A 16,893-nucleotide genomic window follows, 5' to 3' on the forward strand; every position below is an offset into this window, starting at 1 on the left:
AATAGCATTAAGTAAGTGATTAATTAGTGTAATTATATTATTGAAAGCCTACTTAATAATGTACATGGAGTGATTATGAAAAACTTTGTATCGCAACGTATTTCATGTCCGCACTGCGGGCATCATATTCATTTAGATTTAGATGCCAGCATGGGAGATCAAGACTACATAGAAGAGTGCAGCGCCTGTTGTAACCCTATTCATTTAAACATGCACATTGACCATGCTCGTAATAAACTAGAATTACATGTAGATAGCGGCGACGAACAAATATTTTAACTCTGCTGACGCAAGTAGTTCTCGACCGTATTTATTATGGTATAGGTTTGCTGATCTACCTCAATATTAAACTCATCACCTAGCTTAGCTGCATCTAAGTTGGTAATAGCGAGGGTTTCGGGAATAAGGTGCAGCCAAAAGCCCTGCTCATCAACATTACCTACAGTTAAACTTGCGCCATTTATAGCCACAAAACCTTTATACAATACATACTTTTGCCACTGCGGCGGTATGCGCAATTGCATTTTATAATTACTTTGCTGTTTAACTATTTGCACCACTTTAGCCGTACAGTGAATATGGCCAGATACAATATGCCCGCCAAGTTCAGTACCAAAGGTTACTGAACGCTCATAATTAACTAAACTGCCCAGTTCAAGCTTACCTAAGTTAGTTAACTTGAGTGTTTCATCAATCACATCAAAATATACCTGCGCCATTAAATCATCATCACTTGCTAATACTTTAACAACCGTTAAACAGCAGCCATTAATAGCAATACTCGCCCCTAAATTTAGTTGCTGTATATATTGCTTTTCAACCGCTATGGTTAATTGCATCACGCCATTTACTTGGTTAGCCGACACGACTCTCGCTTGGGTTTGTATAATTCCTGTAAACATATAATCTCTTAAGTTTATTACAAAATTGGGGCTGTTAAGCCTTTGCTGCTTAATAGCCTCTAGTTTAACGTATCAAGTTATAAAATCATGCACTCTTAATAATTATCTTAATGGATTGGCACCCCGCAATAGATTACAATTATGCCCTGTATTATTTCTTAGCTGTTTGTTATGACATTTAGTAATTGGGAAGCTAAACGCTTACTTTCCCTTGCCATCCCCGTTTTTTTAGCTCAGGTTACCCTTGTTTTAATGTCTGTCGTCGATACGATAATGGCAGGCCAAGTAAGCCCAACTGATTTAGCTGCTTTATCTATTGCCACTGGTATTTGGAACCCATTATTACTTGCACTGCAAGGTATTTTACTCGCTTTAACCGGTGTTATTGCACAGTTTGCGGGGGCCAACGATAAAAAAGGCATCAGCCATTATTTTCAACAAGCTTTATATTTAACTGCGCTGCTATGTATTGCTGGGTTTGGTATTGCTCAATTTGCCGATATTATTATTTTAAAACTCGACACCAGCCCTGCTATAGCAACACTTGCCAGTGATTATATTCGCTTTGTTAAATGGGGAGTGTTTGGCTTTTTAATTTTTACCGTTTACAGAAATATGACCGAAGGTATGGGCATGACCAAACCCGCTTTTTATATCAGTCTGTTAGGTTTAGCGGTTAATATTCCGGTTAACTATATTTTTATTAATGGCTTATTTGGCCTACCCGCTTATGGCGGCGCAGGCTGTGGTATTGCTACTGCATTAGTATTAACTGTAATGGCAATAGCCCAGGTTATTTATTGCCAAATGAGTAAAAAAATAGATGCTAAAGGCTTAATGACTCCATTTGAAAAACCTAATTTAACCACTATTGGCATTATCACTAAATTGGGTATTCCTATTTCATTAGCTACTTTTTTTGAAGTAACCTTATTTGCCTGCATTCCATTATTTATAGCCCATTTAGGCGCCGTAGCCGTATCTGGCCATCAAATTGCCGCCAGTGTTACCACTTTATTGTTTATGATGCCGCTTAGCCTTTCTATTGCTATAAGCATACGCATAGGTAACTTATATGGTCAAAACCATTTAAAACAACTAAAAGTTGCTGTTTCAACTAGCTATATACTGGCAGCGCTCATTGCCCTATTTGTTGCCGTAACTACCTTTTTAGGCCGCGATTTAATAAGCCAACTGTATAGCGACAGCCCCGAAGTACTGGCACTGGCTTCATCAATCATGATTTTAGCCTGTATATATCAATTACCTGATGCACTACAAGTTGCTGCAAATGGCATATTACGTGGATTAAAATACACCGCACCTATTTCATATATTACATTTGTATCGTATTGGTTAGTTGGCTTTGCACTAGGCTATGTATTAGCCAGAACCGACTTAATCGTCCCAGCAATGGGCCCACATGGTTTTTGGTTGGGCATTATTGTTGGCTTAACACTCGCTGCTGTATTGTTAATGTACACAGTACATAGACGTTTTAAATATGAACCATCTTTGCAAGCTTAAACGGCTATTAGTAAAGCCACTGCCAATAATCTGTTTATTGGTAGTGTGCTTTATTGCATTAACCGCTTGTAGCGATAAGCCCAGTAATGCAAATCATACTTATATCCAGCGACTAGCTAACACGCTTGATTTACAGCCAGTAACACCAAAACCGCTAGTGCCACTAAGCTTAATACCATTAACTGTATTAAGTGATAGCAACATCACCTTGGGCATTATTCAACTTGCCAGTTTAAGCCACTGCAAACTTAACGTCCTCATTAGCGAGCATAATAACCAACTCGGTAAAACCGCCACAGCGGCAAGCATATTAATCTATCAAATAAAATTTATACAAAGTGCGCAGCAGTGCTTAACTTCGCTTGAAAAAGACTCTTCTATTTATAAAAAGATTTTGGCGGCAACCGAACACAAACAAAATAACTTAATGCACTACTTTAATAGCATGCTCTATAAAGAGTCCGAGCTTAATCGCATTTGGCAACTGAGCTCGCGAGAGCTTTCAATAACCCCAGCAGGCTTTAGCGACACAGTAAATGCCGTAACAAAGCTGGTAAATATTAAACAACAAATAACCAAGCAGCAGTTTGCACAAATAAACTCCGAGCATTTATTTGCCGCACTAGAGCAGCTTAATAAATACCAGTTTAACCAGCAGCTAATTCAATCAGCAAGAACGCAAATAGCCCTAAATAACAGTGCTACCCAATTTATAAACACCATAAATATTAGCCAGCTATGCCAAGCAGGTAAAAATAATAACCAAGCGCAAATTGTAAATAATATCTTTAAAAAATATTACTTAGGACAAGTGCAACCTTACCAAGCACAGCTCGCCGGCTACTTAGAAACCCTGCAACCGCTATATCAACAACTTTGGTATAAAACAGCAATCACCAGCAAACCAATTAATAATTTACTCCAGCCCAATGCAAACAGTAACTTATTGAACCAACTAAAATACTCAGCTAAAAACCATGTACTTTGGTGGCAAGTTTTTTATAAAACGTGTGAAATCAGCCCAATATGAATAAAAAAACGGCAAATAAACGCAAAAACTATAAAGCTGCTTGATCCAACTCCCATCACGCTATATATTAGCGCCCGTGCTACCTAGTTAGCACTTAGCTTAAATTAAAGTAATACGACTGTAGCTCAGTTGGTTAGAGCACTACCTTGACATGGTAGGGGTCGGTGGTTCGAATCCACTCAGTCGTACCAACATTTAAGAAAAAGTATAATTGAAGGAAAGAGCACTACCTACTCTTGATCACCCGGTCCAAGAGTCAGTGATTCAATTCATTCAGTCGTACCAACATTTAAGAATCCTAAAAAAATTGTACGACCGTAGCTCAGCTGGTTAGAGCGCTACCTTGACATGGTAGAGGTCGGTGGTTCGAATCCACTCGGTCGTACCAATTCAAAGTAATGAGAACATCTAAAAAGAACACTCCCAACTCTTGCTCACCTACTCTAAAGCTCTACGGTTAAAACCAACTCAATCACACCAGCTAACTCTTTCATTTCAAGCAGTTAAATACCCCAAGTAGTTTATTTAATTCTTAATACTTAATACTTAATACTTAAGCATAATTACTAAAAGTATAAACTTTGGCTGCAACTAAAGCTTTGTTTAATGATAATTTGATTTGCATGTTTCGCTATCAAAGATAAGCCTATTCTAAAAGCCTTTTTATAAAAATTTAAATACCATTTTTTACAGGGATCTATCTCGGCTAATTCTCGTACTATACTATTTGGGCTATTAGTATAGTATTGAGTAATCAGTGTATTTTGTTTTCATTCTAAATAATCATTAAAGGAGCAATTGTATGAGTGATAAAAGATGTCCTTTTGACCATACCCCTCTCACCACTAACAGCGGTGCGCCTGTTGTTGATAACCAAAATAGTATGACCGCTGGTAAGCGTGGGCCATTACTTGCTCAAGACGTTTGGCTAAATGAAAAGCTGGCAAATTTTGTACGCGAAGTTATTCCAGAGCGCCGTATGCATGCAAAGGGCTCTGGCGCGTTTGGCACATTTACTGTTACTAACGACATTAGTAAGTATTCTTGTGCAAAAATATTCAGCGAAGTTGGTAAAAAAACCGAAATGTTTGCTCGATTTAGTACGGTAGCAGGTGAACGTGGCGCTGCTGATGCTGAGCGTGATATTCGTGGGTTTGCATTAAAGTTTTATACCGAAGAAGGCAATTGGGATATGGTTGGTAATAATACCCCTGTATTCTTTTTACGTGATCCACTTAAATTCCCAGATTTGAATAAAGCGGTAAAGCGCGATCCTCGTACTAATATGCGCTCTGCAACTAACAATTGGGACTTTTGGACTTTATTACCTGAAGCACTCCATCAAGTAACGGTTGTAATGAGTGATCGTGGTATACCTGCCTCGTATAGACATATGCATGGTTTTGGCTCACACACCTATAGTTTGTGGAATGAAGCCGGTGAGCGCTTTTGGGTGAAATTTCATTTTCGTACACAGCAAGGTATTAAAAACTTAACCGATGCAGAAGCTGCTGAAATAGTTGCTATGGATCGTGAAAGTAATCAAAAAGATTTATTTGAATCGATTGAGCGCGGCGACTTCCCTAAATGGAAAATGTATGTGCAAATTATGCCTGAAGCCGAAGCTGATAACGTGCCGTATCATCCTTTTGATTTAACTAAAGTATGGCCTAAAGCTGATTACCCACTGATTGAAGTAGGTGAGTATGAGTTAAATAAAAACGCTGATAACTACTTTGCTGACGTAGAGCAAGCTGCTTTTGCACCGAGTAATTTAGTACCTGGAATTGGCGTATCACCAGATAAAATGCTACAAGCCCGTTTAATTAACTACGCTGATGCACAGCGCTACCGTGTAGGTGTGAATCATAATCAAGTGCCGGTAAATCAACCTCGCTGCCCTGTTAATAGCAATGCGCGCGATGGACAAGGCCGTGTTGATGGTAACTATGGCGCAAGGCCACACTACGAACCTAATAGCTTTGGCCAGTGGCAAGAGCAGTCACAATATGTTGAGCCGCCACTTAAAATTAATGGCGATGCTAAACATTACGACTTCCGTGAAGACGATAGCGACTACTTTAGCCAACCACGCGCTCTTTTTAACTTAATGAATGATGAGCAAAAACAAGCGCTATTTAGTAATACGGCGGCACAAATGGGTGATACCTATGACTTTATTAAATATCGTCATATTCGTAACTGTAATCAGTGCCATCCTGCCTATGGTGAAGGTGTTGCTAAAGCCCTTGGAATGACGGTTGCTGATGCAATAAAAGCACGTGAAACAGACCCTGCAAAACATTTACCTGGCTGCTTATAAACTATTAGCTATATCTAAATTTTGATATTACAGCTAGAAACACAGTTTTGATAAGCAAGGATGCTTTGTAATATTTGCTGCCCTTAAAGGGCAAATGATTTTATTGGCTTAATAGTGTAACCCGGTCTATTTGTGAGTTTTATGCTAAAACGCAGTTATTGCTAGCTGGCTTTTCTAACAAAAAGCCAGCTAATTACAGCAGTAATAAATGTAGTTAACCTTAGTCTGTGGTTTAATTTATATAACCCATTTAAATAATGCACTTGTATATTCTCCCTTATACCAGTTCCACTACATAATTAACCTTCTCTATTCATGACAGCTAATCATAAAAAACTCAAAACCGTTTTGCTGCTCGCTTAAGTCTTGATTAAAGCCAGCCGACACATATAAAAAACCATCATCTGCTACAAGCTGTTTAAGCTTATTTACACTATCAGAAAAGTCATCCATAAAATTAGTCTCGGAGTTTTCAAGCAACTTTTTATGCCCAAATAAAGCCTTTGGTGTGTACTGATTTGATTTAACAAATTCAGTTAACGTATCTTGATTAGAAAAGGTTTTAAAACCATGTTTACACTCGGCTAAAAGTGCTAATAAATCCGCAAAGTCAACTTCAACAAATGTTGACTCTTCCATTACCCGAATAAAGGTTAAAATTAAATCATTTGAAAAAGTATCACCAAACTGACTTTTAATTGAATCTGCTATGTCATTTTTAACTTCAAGCGGGAACGCTTTATAACTTTTCATACTAAACTCCTTTTATTTATATATTTAACTTATGGCTTTAAATAAACCATGTATTTAATCGCTAAATTTTTAATTGCTTATAAATGCATTTTTAAAGTGTTGAATAGGCTACCTCAAACCACAGCATTATGCCTTAGATTTATTTGTAAATAAGATTGATTAATAAATGCGTTTTTGTTTGCAATAATACGCTAGGTATTTATCAATAGAGAAATGTATATCAATACCTTACATGAAAAGTGAAGCCAATTTGACAAGCTTCTTGAAGGGAGTTATCTTACCAATTAGTATTATAAAATTACCAATTAACTTACGATTACAAAGTAGGCGTAAAGTAGCCTTATTAATTTTCTATTGTGGCAACATTATGAATTTACAACAATTTAAATCAGAGGATATGAAAATGAAAAGGCGCAGACGTTTTTGGACAATTGTTGAAAAATTAGAAGCCGCGATAGCTCAAGGTATTTATCCTGTAGGTACACGGTTACCAGCAGAGCGTGAGTTAGCCGAAATTCACCAAGTAAGCCGCCCAACTATACGCGAGGCAATTATTGCACTTGAAGTCAGAGAGCGCGTTGAAGTAAAAACGGGATCTGGTGTTTTTGTTACTGACACTAAAAAGTCAGAAAGCTTCGCTAAACCAATTAGTGCATTTGAGCTAACTCAAGCCCGTGCTTTGGTTGAAGCAGAGGCTGCAGCACTGTCTGCCGCAACGATACAAAGTGAAGAGTTAGCGTTGTTAAAACAAACACTTGATGACATGCGTATTGCTGAAACTGCGAATGCAGCCGATCAACGTTTTCATGAAATTATCGCGCAATCAACCCGCAATAACGCTATTGTTTTAACAATTAATAATCTTTGGAAGTTGAGATTAACCGAACCTGAAATTATCTCGGCTCATGAAGATGTTTGTTCGCAAAGTAACGAGCAACGAATACAAGAACACACTGCTATATACGAAGCAATTGCATCGCATGACTCATCAGCAGCAAGAAAAGCAATGCATAACCACTTTAACCGATTAATTAACGCATTATTTGCAGCGAGTGAAGCTAAAGCGCTTGAAGAGATAAAACGTAAAACAGATGAAACCCGTGGATTGTATTCTATTACCCATTTAACCCACTAGGTTAGTGTGTTCACCAAATAAAAAAGGCTCTAAATTAGAGCCTTTTTTGTGTTAGTTGCTTTAATTTAGAACTTAAAGCTCATACCCAAGAATAAGCGTGGGCCATAGTCATTCACTTCACCTAAGTTCCCCTCAACAAAGAAGTCTTGTGATTTAGGTGCACTAAATAAGTTAATTGCCTCTGCTTTAATTCTAATGTGCTCATTAATTTTATAAGATGCGCGCATTTCCCACACCCCTACCCCGTCTACATAACGTAAGCGAGTACCATTAGATGTGTAAGGTTGGAAGTATTCGCTACGGTATTTGTAAATAACCGCGGTATCAAATCCACCAATTTGGTAGTACAACTGGCTACTAAATACATGCTTAGAGAAGCCAGGTACTGAAGCTGGTGGAATAATACCTGCTTGCAGTTGAGTTGAATTTCCATCTACATCAGTTTCATACGTGTCGCCGTATAAACTATCTTGGAACTCAAAATCAGTGTCGGCAAAGTTATAACCAAACTTCATACCAATTCCGTTATCCCAGCGATATGAAAATGAGGCTTCAAGGCCTAATATTTCGCTATCTTCGTCAGAGGTTACAGAGTTAGTAATGGGTAAAGATACTGTTTCACCGCCCACAATAAAGTCTTCAATAACTGTTTGCTGTTGAAAACCGCCTTGAAACTGTTTGTAGTAAAGGCTTAACGCAAAAATCGAGTCTTCATTTGGGTACCATTCAAAAGCGGCATCGTAGTTCCACGACATAAGTGGTTGAGTATTTGGGTTACCAGAACCATTTACGCCTACTAGTAAATCACTAATTGATGTTGCAGTACCTTCTTTATCTTCTTCAAATGTACGGCTGTAACCTAAATTTGATGGATCAGCACGCGACATACCACGGTATATACCCGCCCGAAGTAAAATATTTTCACTGTAATCAATAACTAAGTTAAAGCTTGGTAAGTATTTAGTGTAATCGCCACCACTTTGTATTCTATCTAATGAGCCTGAACTTGATTCAACAAGAGAAAGCACACCTGTGTCACTAGTTACTATATCAAAGCTATTTCTAAAACCAATCGACGTAACTTCTGTATCTACAATACGAAGACCAAAGTTACCGCGAATAAACTTACCAAACATTTCAGTATCATAATTAGCCATTAAATATACTGAGGTTGTTTTTTCGGTTACATCTATTGTACCTGTATTTTCGTACTCAACATCGGGGTAAGCAAACTGCCCGTCTACGTTAGAGCCGGCAACTGCTTGAGAAAAACAAACGTTATCGTAGGTTGCCCATGATGAGCCTGTACCAGTGCCTATTGCATTACCATCAGCATCTATATTGGTTACAATATTGCCATCAGATACGCCTGATAAAAAACCTGATTCAGGGAAGTCGATTTGACATCCTTGTAGCACATTAAGCGCATCTGTGCCTGAATCTAACGTAAATTCGTTTCTTGAACCATTACCTTGGCTGCCACCAAATTGCACAAAGCTCAATTCAGATGTTCTAATGCCGCCCTTAATACTAGTAAAAACATTACCCTCGAGTAAGTAATCAAAATCTAGTCGAGCTGACATAACTTCGTTCTCACGAACGTTTTCACGATCTAAACGTGTTCTTAAGCTATCTGTAAAGTTTGAAATATCGGTAACATCAAAGTCTGTTAACGTAAAGTGAGGTATTTCTGTGCCCATATCCCAGGTAAAGAATTTTTGGCTTGAAGTCCTACCGCGGTTAGATATTTGCAGCTCTTCTCGTTCAGTTTTTGAATAGGCTAAATCTAAGTCAACTGTTAATCTATCGGTAACAGTATGTTCAATGTTTATGCCGTAGCCTTGGTAGTTTTCTTCACGAGAAAATTGCTCACCCGCCGACTCTATGCGCTCTTCACCTTCCCAATGCAAAATACCACCTACATCATTGGTAACCAATGTAGGGCCTGTTATACCTGGTGTAGCACGTTTTTGTAAAAAGATTAGATCGTGACGCGCTTCTTGTTGTGTTCTATCTGATATTTGCGTATCAATGTTAATATCCCACGCAGCTGATGGCTGGTACTGTAATGCAAAAAACACCGCATCACGCTCATCAGACGTTTCGTTTTGACGAAAGCTGCGGCTACTGCCAGTCCAAGCATATGGAGTACCGTCACTTTCTGCTTTACCTGTTTGCGAGTCTATTTTGGTTTGATAACCTTGGTTTTTTAATTTATCGCCCGCTACTTGGTCTTCACAGTCGCCAGCTTTACTGCGATAAAATCCTTCATTGGTATTGTTAGGATCGTTTATACAAGCCCATAATGATGAACCCGATGGGCTAGAGCTTCTATATTCAGCTTCTGGTTGGCTAATATCTTGGCGCTGCACACCAAACGACACACCAACGGCTTGCCCATTGTCAAATTCAAACTGATCTACATAACTAAACGTACCGCGATAGCCCATATCACTTTGTAGTGAGTTATCTACGTTACCTTCATCTGGGTTGTAATTTAATTTAACTTCGCCAGATATACTTTGCTTACCAAAATCGAGCGGAGTAATGGTTTCAAGTGCAATTACACCTGCTACCCCACCTTCTATCATTGATGCGTCTTGGGTTTTATATATGGCTACTTTTTTTACCAGCTCAGATGGAAACTGTGAAAAGTTAACTGAGCGATCACCACTACCATTAGTCGCTTCACGGCCATTAATATGTGTTGCACTTAAGAAAGGACCAAGACCACGAATAGTTATTTCTGTTGCACCGCCATTTTCACGATGAGAGGCAGCTCCAGTAATAGATTCAAGTGCTTCACCGATAGATAACGCCGGTAAATCACCAATGTCTTCTGATGAAAGGCCATCGACCACAGTAGTTGATTCGCGTTTAATTGCTATTTGGTCTTGTATAGTTCTACGAGTACCTGTAACACTAATAACTTCAACGTCTTCTTTTGCTTGAGTATTTTCAACGGCTTCCTGTCCATTTGCGGAAAATACAAATGAGCCTAATACACCTGTAATAACGCTGTTTTTAATTAATTTAGCTACTGGGCTAAGTTTAAATCGATTACGAACTTGTTTGTACGCTTCAACATTATTTATATGTTTTTTGTTCAACGCCATTACAAATTCTCCTTTCTAGTTGTGTGTGAAGTGTGTTGCTAGCCGTTTATTTGTGTAAATGAACTAAGGCAGCTATTTTTTTGTAAAGGACTTTTATTACTGCGTTTATTATTAGGTATGGTTTTTTCTTTAACGCTGAAAATTTGTAAATCAATTTTTCACGCTACAAACCCACTTACATTACCAAATAAAAACCTATACATTACCAATTTGTATAAATAAAACCCTTCGCTGTTAACCAGCTTGGTCATATAACCATAATAAAATAACTTTTGCCACTAAAAACAATCAAAAAAAGAACAATTAATTCACAAAAGAATAACGAAACAAGCTTGAAACGCCCACAAACAACTTACCAACAACGACTTCTTGTTATTACCAATTTATTACCCTGTCTTGGTATTTACTTGAGGCTATTAATTTAAGTAAGGCTTTTAAGTGTGATTTATTAAGGTATGAGTAATTAAGGAGTAATAAGGAGGAGCAAAAAATAAAATTAACGCGAGTTTACCCTCTAATGGGCTCGATAACTGCTTATGCGTTATTTTAGCCTTACACCCATACAAGAGCCGAGTAAGCCGACTCAAGTAAACTTGGGGTAATGCGCGCTACCTACATCTATGTGGGTAACGCACAAAAGAGCAACCAAATAGCGTGTATTGGCCTTAACACATCGCTACACGTTTTATATACACTAATATTTAGCATTACTGTTATAAACAGTGCTATTAAAATATTCAGCTGGCGCTATAGAGCCTAAAACAACAGGCACTCGCTGGTGCAAGTTAGTCGGGGCTATATCTAATATTCGGGCTCCTTTTGAAGTGGCTTTACCGCCGGCATTTTCTACTAATAAGGCTAATGGGTTTGCTTCATAGAGGAGTCTTATTTTTCCATTTTCATTACCAGCGCGGTTATCTTGTGGATATAAAAATAACCCGCCACGGCATAAAATACGATGTACATCTCCCACCATAGCAGCGTTCCAACGCACTGAGCTTTTATCAAAGCTTTTACATGTATATAGCAACTTGTCAAAATATACCTGTGTAGGCTCATCCCAATAGCGATAGTTAGCCATATTTACGGCAAACTCACTGCTTTGCTCTGGCACACTAAGTTGGCTATTTGTTAGTAAGTAACCGCCGTGTGTAGAGTCTAATGTATAACACCGTGTAGGGCCGCCAGTACTCATTACAAGTAATGACGAGGGGCCGTAAAGCACATAGCCCGCGCAAACTTGGTTTGCACCTAATTGGTTAAATTGCTCATCGCTATCATAGGGCACATCATCTCGGGCTAAATAAATAGTAAAAATAGTGCCTATTTGGCCATTTACATCTATGTTAGAAGAGCCATCAAGTGGGTCAAATGCCACTATAAACTTTCCCTCTGGGTTGGCTCCGACTGCGTGATCTTCTTCTTCTGACGCTACAGTTCTCACTGAGCTGTCCTCTAGCAAAATATCTTTAAGTAGTTGATTGGCTATTACATCAAGCTTTTTTTGCACTTCACCTTGAATGTTTTCATTTAAGGTTGAACCCAAAACACCGGCTAATTCACCTTGGCTTACTCTAAAAGCAATTTCTTTGCTGGTCGCTAAAATTGTGCGAATAAGTAAAATAAGGTCGGTTTGTACGCCATCTTCTTTTAATACTGTATTTAGTCTTTTCATGCACTATACCTATTTACACAATTTAGATCGTTAAAACACTGAACAAGCCTTGCAACCATACTTTGCTCTGAATGGCGAAGCCATACACGTGGATCATAGTATTTTTTATTGGGTTTATCGTCCCCATCTGGGTTACCAATTTGGCCTTGTAAGTACGCTTGCTTGCTAGTGTAATAATCTAAAATACCGGTCCAACACGCCCATTGGGTGTCGGTATCAATATTCATTTTAACTACGCCATAGGTTAAAGACTCAACAATTTTGTCGTACTCTGAGCCACTACCACCATGAAATACAAAGTTAATTGAGTTAGGGGGTAAATTAAATTTATTTGATACGTAAGCTTGTGAGTCTTTTAAAATGGTTGGTGTAAGTACCACGTTACCCGGCTTATAAACACCATGAACGTTGCCAAAAGACGCCGCAATAATAAAGTTAGGGCTTATTTTGCTTAATCGCTCATACGCGTAAGCAACATCTTCAGGTTGCGTATACAGTGCAGAACTGTCTAGGTGAGAGTTATCAACACCATCTTCTTCGCCACCGGTACAACCAAGTTCAATTTCAAGCGTCATCCCTATTTTGCTCATGCGCGCTAAATAACGCGCACATATCTCGATATTTTCTTCTAAAGGTTCTTCAGATAAATCTATCATATGCGAGCTAAAAAGTGGTTTGCCCGTTAACTCAAAGTGCTGTTCACCTGCATCGAGCAAACCATCTATCCAAGGTAGTAACTTTTTAGCAGCATGATCTGTATGTAGCATTACGGGTATTTCATAATGCGCAGCAACTGTATGTACATATTTAGCCGCACTAACTGCGCCAAGTACTGCAGATTGTTGCTCTGGTAATACCAAACTTTTACCACAAAAAAATTGTGCGCCGCCATTAGAAAGCTGAATAATAACAGGCGAGTTCATTTTTTTTGCAGCTTCAAGCGTTGCATTAATAGACGTTGTACTAACAACATTTACCGCAGGTAAAGCATACTGATTAGCACGTGCATGTTCGTATACAATTCTTACATCGTCGCCAACTACTACACCTGGCAATATTGCCGGGGCTAAATCTTTCATTGTTTGTTCCTTACTACTTTAATGCTTGAATACACGAGTCAGTAATTGCTTGCCAGTTTTCTTGTGCAACCCACTCTTTATTTGCGATCCAAGTACCACCCACAGCAAATACATTATTTAAAGATAAGTAATCCATTTTATTTTTCTCGCTTACGCCACCTGTAGGACAAAAGCTAGCGGCTCTAAATACTGACGATACAGCCGATACGAATGGTGCACCACCAGCGAGCGATGCAGGGAATAATTTTTGCTCTTCAAAACCGTACTCAAGCGCCATTAAAATGTCACCCGTGTTAGACACACCAGGAAGTACCGGCACATTGCATTTTGTTAGCGCGGCTAATAATTGCGGAGACACTGCTGGCGTAACAATAAAGTCGGCACCTGCTGCAAGTGCGTGCTCTAAAATGTCAGTATTTATTACTGTACCAGCACCTACTTTAAGCGCTGGCACCTGCTCTTTAATAGCTTTTAATGCATCTAACGATGCATCAGTTCTAAGTACTACTTCAACCAAAGTAAGGCCAGCATTGGCCATAGCTTGAGCTATTTTAACGCCTTGCTCTGGTGTGTCGGCTTGAATTATAGGCAATAATGTTTGCCCTGACATAAGTTCAGAAAAGCGAGTCATAACCTTGTTCCTTTATTAAAGATAATGCGGCCGAACTGATGCGGCCTTTAAATTTAGTTAAATAGCGGCTTCAGCCATTGCTAACTGAAATATATCTTTTGGCACAATAGCCCCAGGTTGTTGTATAACTGCACCGGCGGCTTTTGCAGCAAGTTGTACTGCGTTTTCAATAGTTAGCCCCGATAAACGCGCACCTAAATATACACCGTTAAAAGCATCACCCGCGGAGGTTGTATCAACAACATTTTTAACCGGTATAATAGTATGGCTTTGAAGCGTATTGTCGTGTTTTGTCACAACTGATGCTGGACCATTTTTAACAACAATTTCTTCAATTTTATATTTTTGTAAGTATTCAATAACCGCATCTACGCTATGCACATTATAAAGCGTGGTTAAATCTTCAACGCCTGGCAGGGTAATGTCTGCAACAGAAAACGCTAAATGATACTGCGCTTTCGTCTCCTCTGTGTTTTTCCATAAACGCGCTCTGTAATTGGGATCAAATACTATTTTTACTCCGGCATTTTTGAGCTGCGTTACAATTTGCCAAAAGCGCTCACGCGCTCCTTCTTCTATTACAGCAAGTGAAATACCCGAAAAGAAAAACATATCACCTTGTGAAAGTTGCTCAACAAGATCGGGAGTTAAAAAATCAACAATCTTTTTAGCGGCAGCATCACTGCGCCAATAAATAAAGCTACGCTCGCCATGCTCGTCCGTTTCTATGTAATACATGCCCGGTACTTTGGTATCGTGAGCAAATACAAACTGAGTGTCTAACTGTTCGCTTTTAAAGCGTTCAAGCATTTTTTTACTTAAGTTATCTTGGCCTAAAGCGGTTACAACAGAGGTCGAAATTTGCGCAAAGCTACGCTTTAAATAAACGGCAGAATTATAAACATCACCTGCAAATGATTGGTGCAGTGTTGCCTCACTCATAGCTCTAAGCTCGACCATGCATTCACCAAGAAAGTAAATATTTTTCATTTTGGAAGTTATCCTATGTAGTTAACTGCTATGCGCTTTATAAAACACAGTGGCATAGCAGTTAGTATCGAGATTATTGAGGCTTTTTAAGAGGTTCTATTTTTGGAATAAGGATCCAAACAGCAGCCATTGCAATAATTGCTAATGAGGCACCAATAATAAATGCTGGCGCATAATTACCATCGGCAGTAAGTATAGGAACCAAAGATGTAAGGCCTACAGCACCTAACTTTGCCGCCATACCAGAGAAACCTGATAGTGTGCCCACAGCCTTTTTACCCAGTAAGTCACTCGGTAATGTTTGTACGTTACCAATGGCTGTTTGAAAACCAAATAAAATAACCGCCATAATAAGTACCGCTGTTACTGGGCCACCTGGGTTAGCCATTGCAAGCAGTGCCGGTAGCATAATTAAACAGCCCAATGTTATGGTAAGTTTACGTGTTTTATCGGTATTCCAACCAGATTTGAGCCTGTTTTGCGCTAACAAGCCACCAAACCATGCACCAAACATAGCACCAACATAAGGCACCCATCCGTATATACCAATAGATTTAACATCCATGCCATACACTTCGTTTAGATAAATAGGGATCCAAAAAACAAACAGCCACCAAATAGGATCAATCGCTGCCGAGGCAATAATTACGCCCCAACTTTGCTTACGACACAACAGTTCTGCGGTAGAAGGGTTGTATTCTTCTTCCTCTTCGTCTGTTACATCGCCATTATCATCAACACGTCTTTGGCCCGTTAAAATGTACTCACGTTCTTGAGCTGTAAGCCAAGGGTGAGAGCTAGGCGGCGCTTTAACTAAAATTAACCACGGCACTAACCAAAGAAAACCTAAAACACCAATAGCAACAAACACCATTTGCCAGCTAAAGTAAATTGTTAAATAGGCAATTAAAGGGATGGCAATAATACCGCCAATTGCCGCGCCAGAATTAAAAATACCCTGTGCTAAAGCACGTTCTTTAGTCGGAAACCATTCAGCGTTACCTTTAGCAGCACCTGGCCAGTTACCTGCTTCGGCCACACCTAAAATAGCGCGGAAAAAGCTAAAACTAAGTACACCTTGAGCAAATGCATGTGCAATTGTTGCAAGCGACCAAACACCAATTGATAAAACAAAGCCGAGTCGTGTGCCTACCCAGTCAAATATTTTACCAAATATGGCTTGGCCAAAAGCATAAGAAAACACAAACACAATAGAGATATTAGCGTATATTTGTTTACGCTCTAACGCCGATTCATCCGGGAATAAATCCTCAACTATGTCTGGCCAAAGTACACTCAGTGCCTGGCGATCGATATAATTGATAATAGTGGCAAGCGCAATTAGCGCGATAACCCACCAACGTAAGCCTTTAAGTTGCATAATTATTCCTCAATAAAGTCTTCACGAGCTGGGCTAAAGGTATCAATTAAAATACCACCCGTTGGGCAGGTTGCGCCATGATCAGCGAAAGGAGGTATTAAACAACTATCACCGGGCTTTAATATTTTAGTCACGCCATCAATATTAAAATGAAATTCACCTTCAACAACATAAGTAACTTGGGAGTGCCTATGCGCATGGTTATAGCCAATAGCTCCTTTTTCGAACCAAATTTTAACGGCCATTAGTTCTTCGTTATAACCCAGCATTTGACGCTTTAAGCCATTACCTAAGTCTTCAATTTCAGTTTCGTTGCCAAATGAAAAGTGTGCACTTTGCTTTTGCATCCTG

14 protein-coding genes and 2 tRNA genes are annotated in these 16,893 nt (G+C 39.1%); 7 read left to right on the forward strand and 9 right to left on the reverse strand.

Annotation, left to right across the window (positions count from 1 at the left end):
• The first annotated feature begins 75 nt into the window (after positions 1 to 75).
• On the forward strand, positions 76 to 279 hold the full coding sequence (locus I6E78_RS14410) for a CPXCG motif-containing cysteine-rich protein (protein WP_011328409.1): 204 nt from the start codon (positions 76 to 78) through the stop codon (positions 277 to 279).
• On the opposite strand, the gene I6E78_RS14415 is transcribed toward I6E78_RS14410, so the two are convergent.
• The gene (locus I6E78_RS14415) at positions 276 to 902 is read right to left on the reverse strand and encodes a riboflavin synthase subunit alpha (RefSeq protein WP_197182768.1); all 627 of its coding nucleotides are present in this window, start codon (positions 900 to 902) and stop codon (positions 276 to 278) included. The genes I6E78_RS14410 and I6E78_RS14415 overlap by 4 nt on opposite strands.
• A gap of 171 nt (positions 903 to 1,073) precedes the next feature.
• On the opposite strand from I6E78_RS14415, the gene I6E78_RS14420 reads away from it, so the two are divergent.
• The 5 genes from I6E78_RS14420 to I6E78_RS14440 all read left to right on the forward strand — a co-directional run bounded on the left by I6E78_RS14420 (position 1,074) and on the right by I6E78_RS14440 (position 5,782).
• Positions 1,074 to 2,429 carry an MATE family efflux transporter gene (locus tag I6E78_RS14420; protein ID WP_011328411.1) on the forward strand — a complete coding sequence of 452 codons (1,356 nt, stop codon included), beginning with the start codon at positions 1,074 to 1,076 and terminating at the stop codon, positions 2,427 to 2,429.
• Positions 2,407 to 3,459 (forward strand): DUF3080 domain-containing protein, encoded by a 1,053-nt coding sequence (locus I6E78_RS14425; protein WP_197182769.1) that lies wholly within the window; start codon positions 2,407 to 2,409, stop codon positions 3,457 to 3,459. Before I6E78_RS14420 ends, I6E78_RS14425 begins: the two co-directional genes overlap by 23 nt.
• Positions 3,460 to 3,573: 114 nt before the next feature.
• Positions 3,574 to 3,650: transfer RNA gene (locus I6E78_RS14430), tRNA-Val, on the forward strand.
• A 120-nt stretch (positions 3,651 to 3,770) separates the two neighbouring features.
• Positions 3,771 to 3,847, forward strand: a tRNA-Val gene (locus I6E78_RS14435).
• Positions 3,848 to 4,261: 414 nt separating this feature from the next.
• Positions 4,262 to 5,782: a catalase gene (locus tag I6E78_RS14440; protein WP_197182770.1), complete on the forward strand. Its 1,521-nt coding sequence runs from the start codon at positions 4,262 to 4,264 to the stop codon at positions 5,780 to 5,782.
• Positions 5,783 to 6,091: 309 nt separating this feature from the next.
• Here the strand turns inward: I6E78_RS14440 and I6E78_RS14445 are convergent, their stop codons facing one another.
• Positions 6,092 to 6,535 carry a hypothetical protein gene (locus tag I6E78_RS14445; protein WP_197182771.1) on the reverse strand — a complete coding sequence of 148 codons (444 nt, stop codon included), beginning with the start codon at positions 6,533 to 6,535 and terminating at the stop codon, positions 6,092 to 6,094.
• Between the two features lie 403 nt (positions 6,536 to 6,938).
• Here I6E78_RS14445 and I6E78_RS14450 point away from each other — a divergent pair, with 403 nt between their 5' ends.
• The gene (locus I6E78_RS14450) at positions 6,939 to 7,670 is read left to right on the forward strand and encodes a FadR/GntR family transcriptional regulator (protein ID WP_192532103.1); all 732 of its coding nucleotides are present in this window, start codon (positions 6,939 to 6,941) and stop codon (positions 7,668 to 7,670) included.
• A 65-nt stretch (positions 7,671 to 7,735) separates the two neighbouring features.
• Here I6E78_RS14450 and I6E78_RS14455 read toward each other — a convergent pair whose 3' ends face one another.
• The 7 genes from I6E78_RS14455 to I6E78_RS14485 all read right to left on the reverse strand — a co-directional run bounded on the left by I6E78_RS14455 (position 7,736) and on the right by I6E78_RS14485 (position 16,889).
• The gene (locus tag I6E78_RS14455) at positions 7,736 to 10,786 is read right to left on the reverse strand and encodes a TonB-dependent receptor (RefSeq protein ID WP_197182772.1); all 3,051 of its coding nucleotides are present in this window, start codon (positions 10,784 to 10,786) and stop codon (positions 7,736 to 7,738) included.
• 694 nt (positions 10,787 to 11,480) lie between these two features.
• Positions 11,481 to 12,461: a class 1 fructose-bisphosphatase gene (locus I6E78_RS14460; RefSeq protein WP_197182773.1), complete on the reverse strand. Its 981-nt coding sequence runs from the start codon at positions 12,459 to 12,461 to the stop codon at positions 11,481 to 11,483.
• Positions 12,458 to 13,540: a class II fructose-bisphosphate aldolase gene (gene fbaA / locus I6E78_RS14465; RefSeq protein ID WP_011328419.1), complete on the reverse strand. Its 1,083-nt coding sequence runs from the start codon at positions 13,538 to 13,540 to the stop codon at positions 12,458 to 12,460. The genes I6E78_RS14460 and fbaA overlap by 4 nt, the downstream gene beginning before the upstream one ends.
• A 13-nt stretch (positions 13,541 to 13,553) precedes the next feature.
• Positions 13,554 to 14,171: a bifunctional 4-hydroxy-2-oxoglutarate aldolase/2-dehydro-3-deoxy-phosphogluconate aldolase gene (eda, locus tag I6E78_RS14470; protein ID WP_197182774.1), complete on the reverse strand. Its 618-nt coding sequence runs from the start codon at positions 14,169 to 14,171 to the stop codon at positions 13,554 to 13,556.
• Positions 14,172 to 14,228: 57 nt separating this feature from the next.
• Positions 14,229 to 15,161 (reverse strand): sugar kinase, encoded by a 933-nt coding sequence (locus tag I6E78_RS14475; RefSeq protein ID WP_197182775.1) that lies wholly within the window; start codon positions 15,159 to 15,161, stop codon positions 14,229 to 14,231.
• 73 nt (positions 15,162 to 15,234) lie between these two features.
• Positions 15,235 to 16,542, reverse strand: coding sequence for an MFS transporter (locus I6E78_RS14480; protein WP_011328422.1), 1,308 nt, complete (start codon positions 16,540 to 16,542; stop codon positions 15,235 to 15,237).
• 2 nt (positions 16,543 to 16,544) lie between these two features.
• On the reverse strand, positions 16,545 to 16,889 hold the full coding sequence (locus I6E78_RS14485; protein ID WP_011328423.1) for a cupin domain-containing protein: 345 nt from the start codon (positions 16,887 to 16,889) through the stop codon (positions 16,545 to 16,547).
• Positions 16,890 to 16,893 lie beyond the last annotated feature (4 nt).

Source organism: Pseudoalteromonas sp. NZS127 (assembly GCF_015864805.1).
Taxonomy (GTDB): domain Bacteria; phylum Pseudomonadota; class Gammaproteobacteria; order Enterobacterales; family Alteromonadaceae; genus Pseudoalteromonas; species Pseudoalteromonas nigrifaciens.

What these genes read in the sequence shown, in the direction of transcription:
- I6E78_RS14425 (WP_197182769.1), top strand. Translation starts at nt 2,407, where the DNA reads ATGAACCATCTTTGCAAGCTTAAACGGCTATTAGTAAAGCCACTGCCA.
- I6E78_RS14415 (WP_197182768.1), bottom strand. Translation starts at nt 902, where the DNA reads ATGTTTACAGGAATTATACAAACCCAAGCGAGAGTCGTGTCGGCTAAC.
- fbaA (WP_011328419.1), bottom strand. Translation starts at nt 13,540, where the DNA reads ATGAAAGATTTAGCCCCGGCAATATTGCCAGGTGTAGTAGTTGGCGAC.
- I6E78_RS14475 (WP_197182775.1), bottom strand. Translation starts at nt 15,161, where the DNA reads ATGAAAAATATTTACTTTCTTGGTGAATGCATGGTCGAGCTTAGAGCT.
- I6E78_RS14460 (WP_197182773.1), bottom strand. Translation starts at nt 12,461, where the DNA reads ATGAAAAGACTAAATACAGTATTAAAAGAAGATGGCGTACAAACCGAC.
- I6E78_RS14450 (WP_192532103.1), top strand. Translation starts at nt 6,939, where the DNA reads ATGAAAAGGCGCAGACGTTTTTGGACAATTGTTGAAAAATTAGAAGCC.
- I6E78_RS14485 (WP_011328423.1), bottom strand. Translation starts at nt 16,889, where the DNA reads ATGCAAAAGCAAAGTGCACACTTTTCATTTGGCAACGAAACTGAAATT.
- I6E78_RS14480 (WP_011328422.1), bottom strand. Translation starts at nt 16,542, where the DNA reads ATGCAACTTAAAGGCTTACGTTGGTGGGTTATCGCGCTAATTGCGCTT.
- I6E78_RS14420 (WP_011328411.1), top strand. Translation starts at nt 1,074, where the DNA reads ATGACATTTAGTAATTGGGAAGCTAAACGCTTACTTTCCCTTGCCATC.
- I6E78_RS14455 (WP_197182772.1), bottom strand. Translation starts at nt 10,786, where the DNA reads ATGGCGTTGAACAAAAAACATATAAATAATGTTGAAGCGTACAAACAA.
- I6E78_RS14440 (WP_197182770.1), top strand. Translation starts at nt 4,262, where the DNA reads ATGAGTGATAAAAGATGTCCTTTTGACCATACCCCTCTCACCACTAAC.
- I6E78_RS14410 (WP_011328409.1), top strand. Translation starts at nt 76, where the DNA reads ATGAAAAACTTTGTATCGCAACGTATTTCATGTCCGCACTGCGGGCAT.
- eda (WP_197182774.1), bottom strand. Translation starts at nt 14,171, where the DNA reads ATGACTCGCTTTTCTGAACTTATGTCAGGGCAAACATTATTGCCTATA.
- I6E78_RS14445 (WP_197182771.1), bottom strand. Translation starts at nt 6,535, where the DNA reads ATGAAAAGTTATAAAGCGTTCCCGCTTGAAGTTAAAAATGACATAGCA.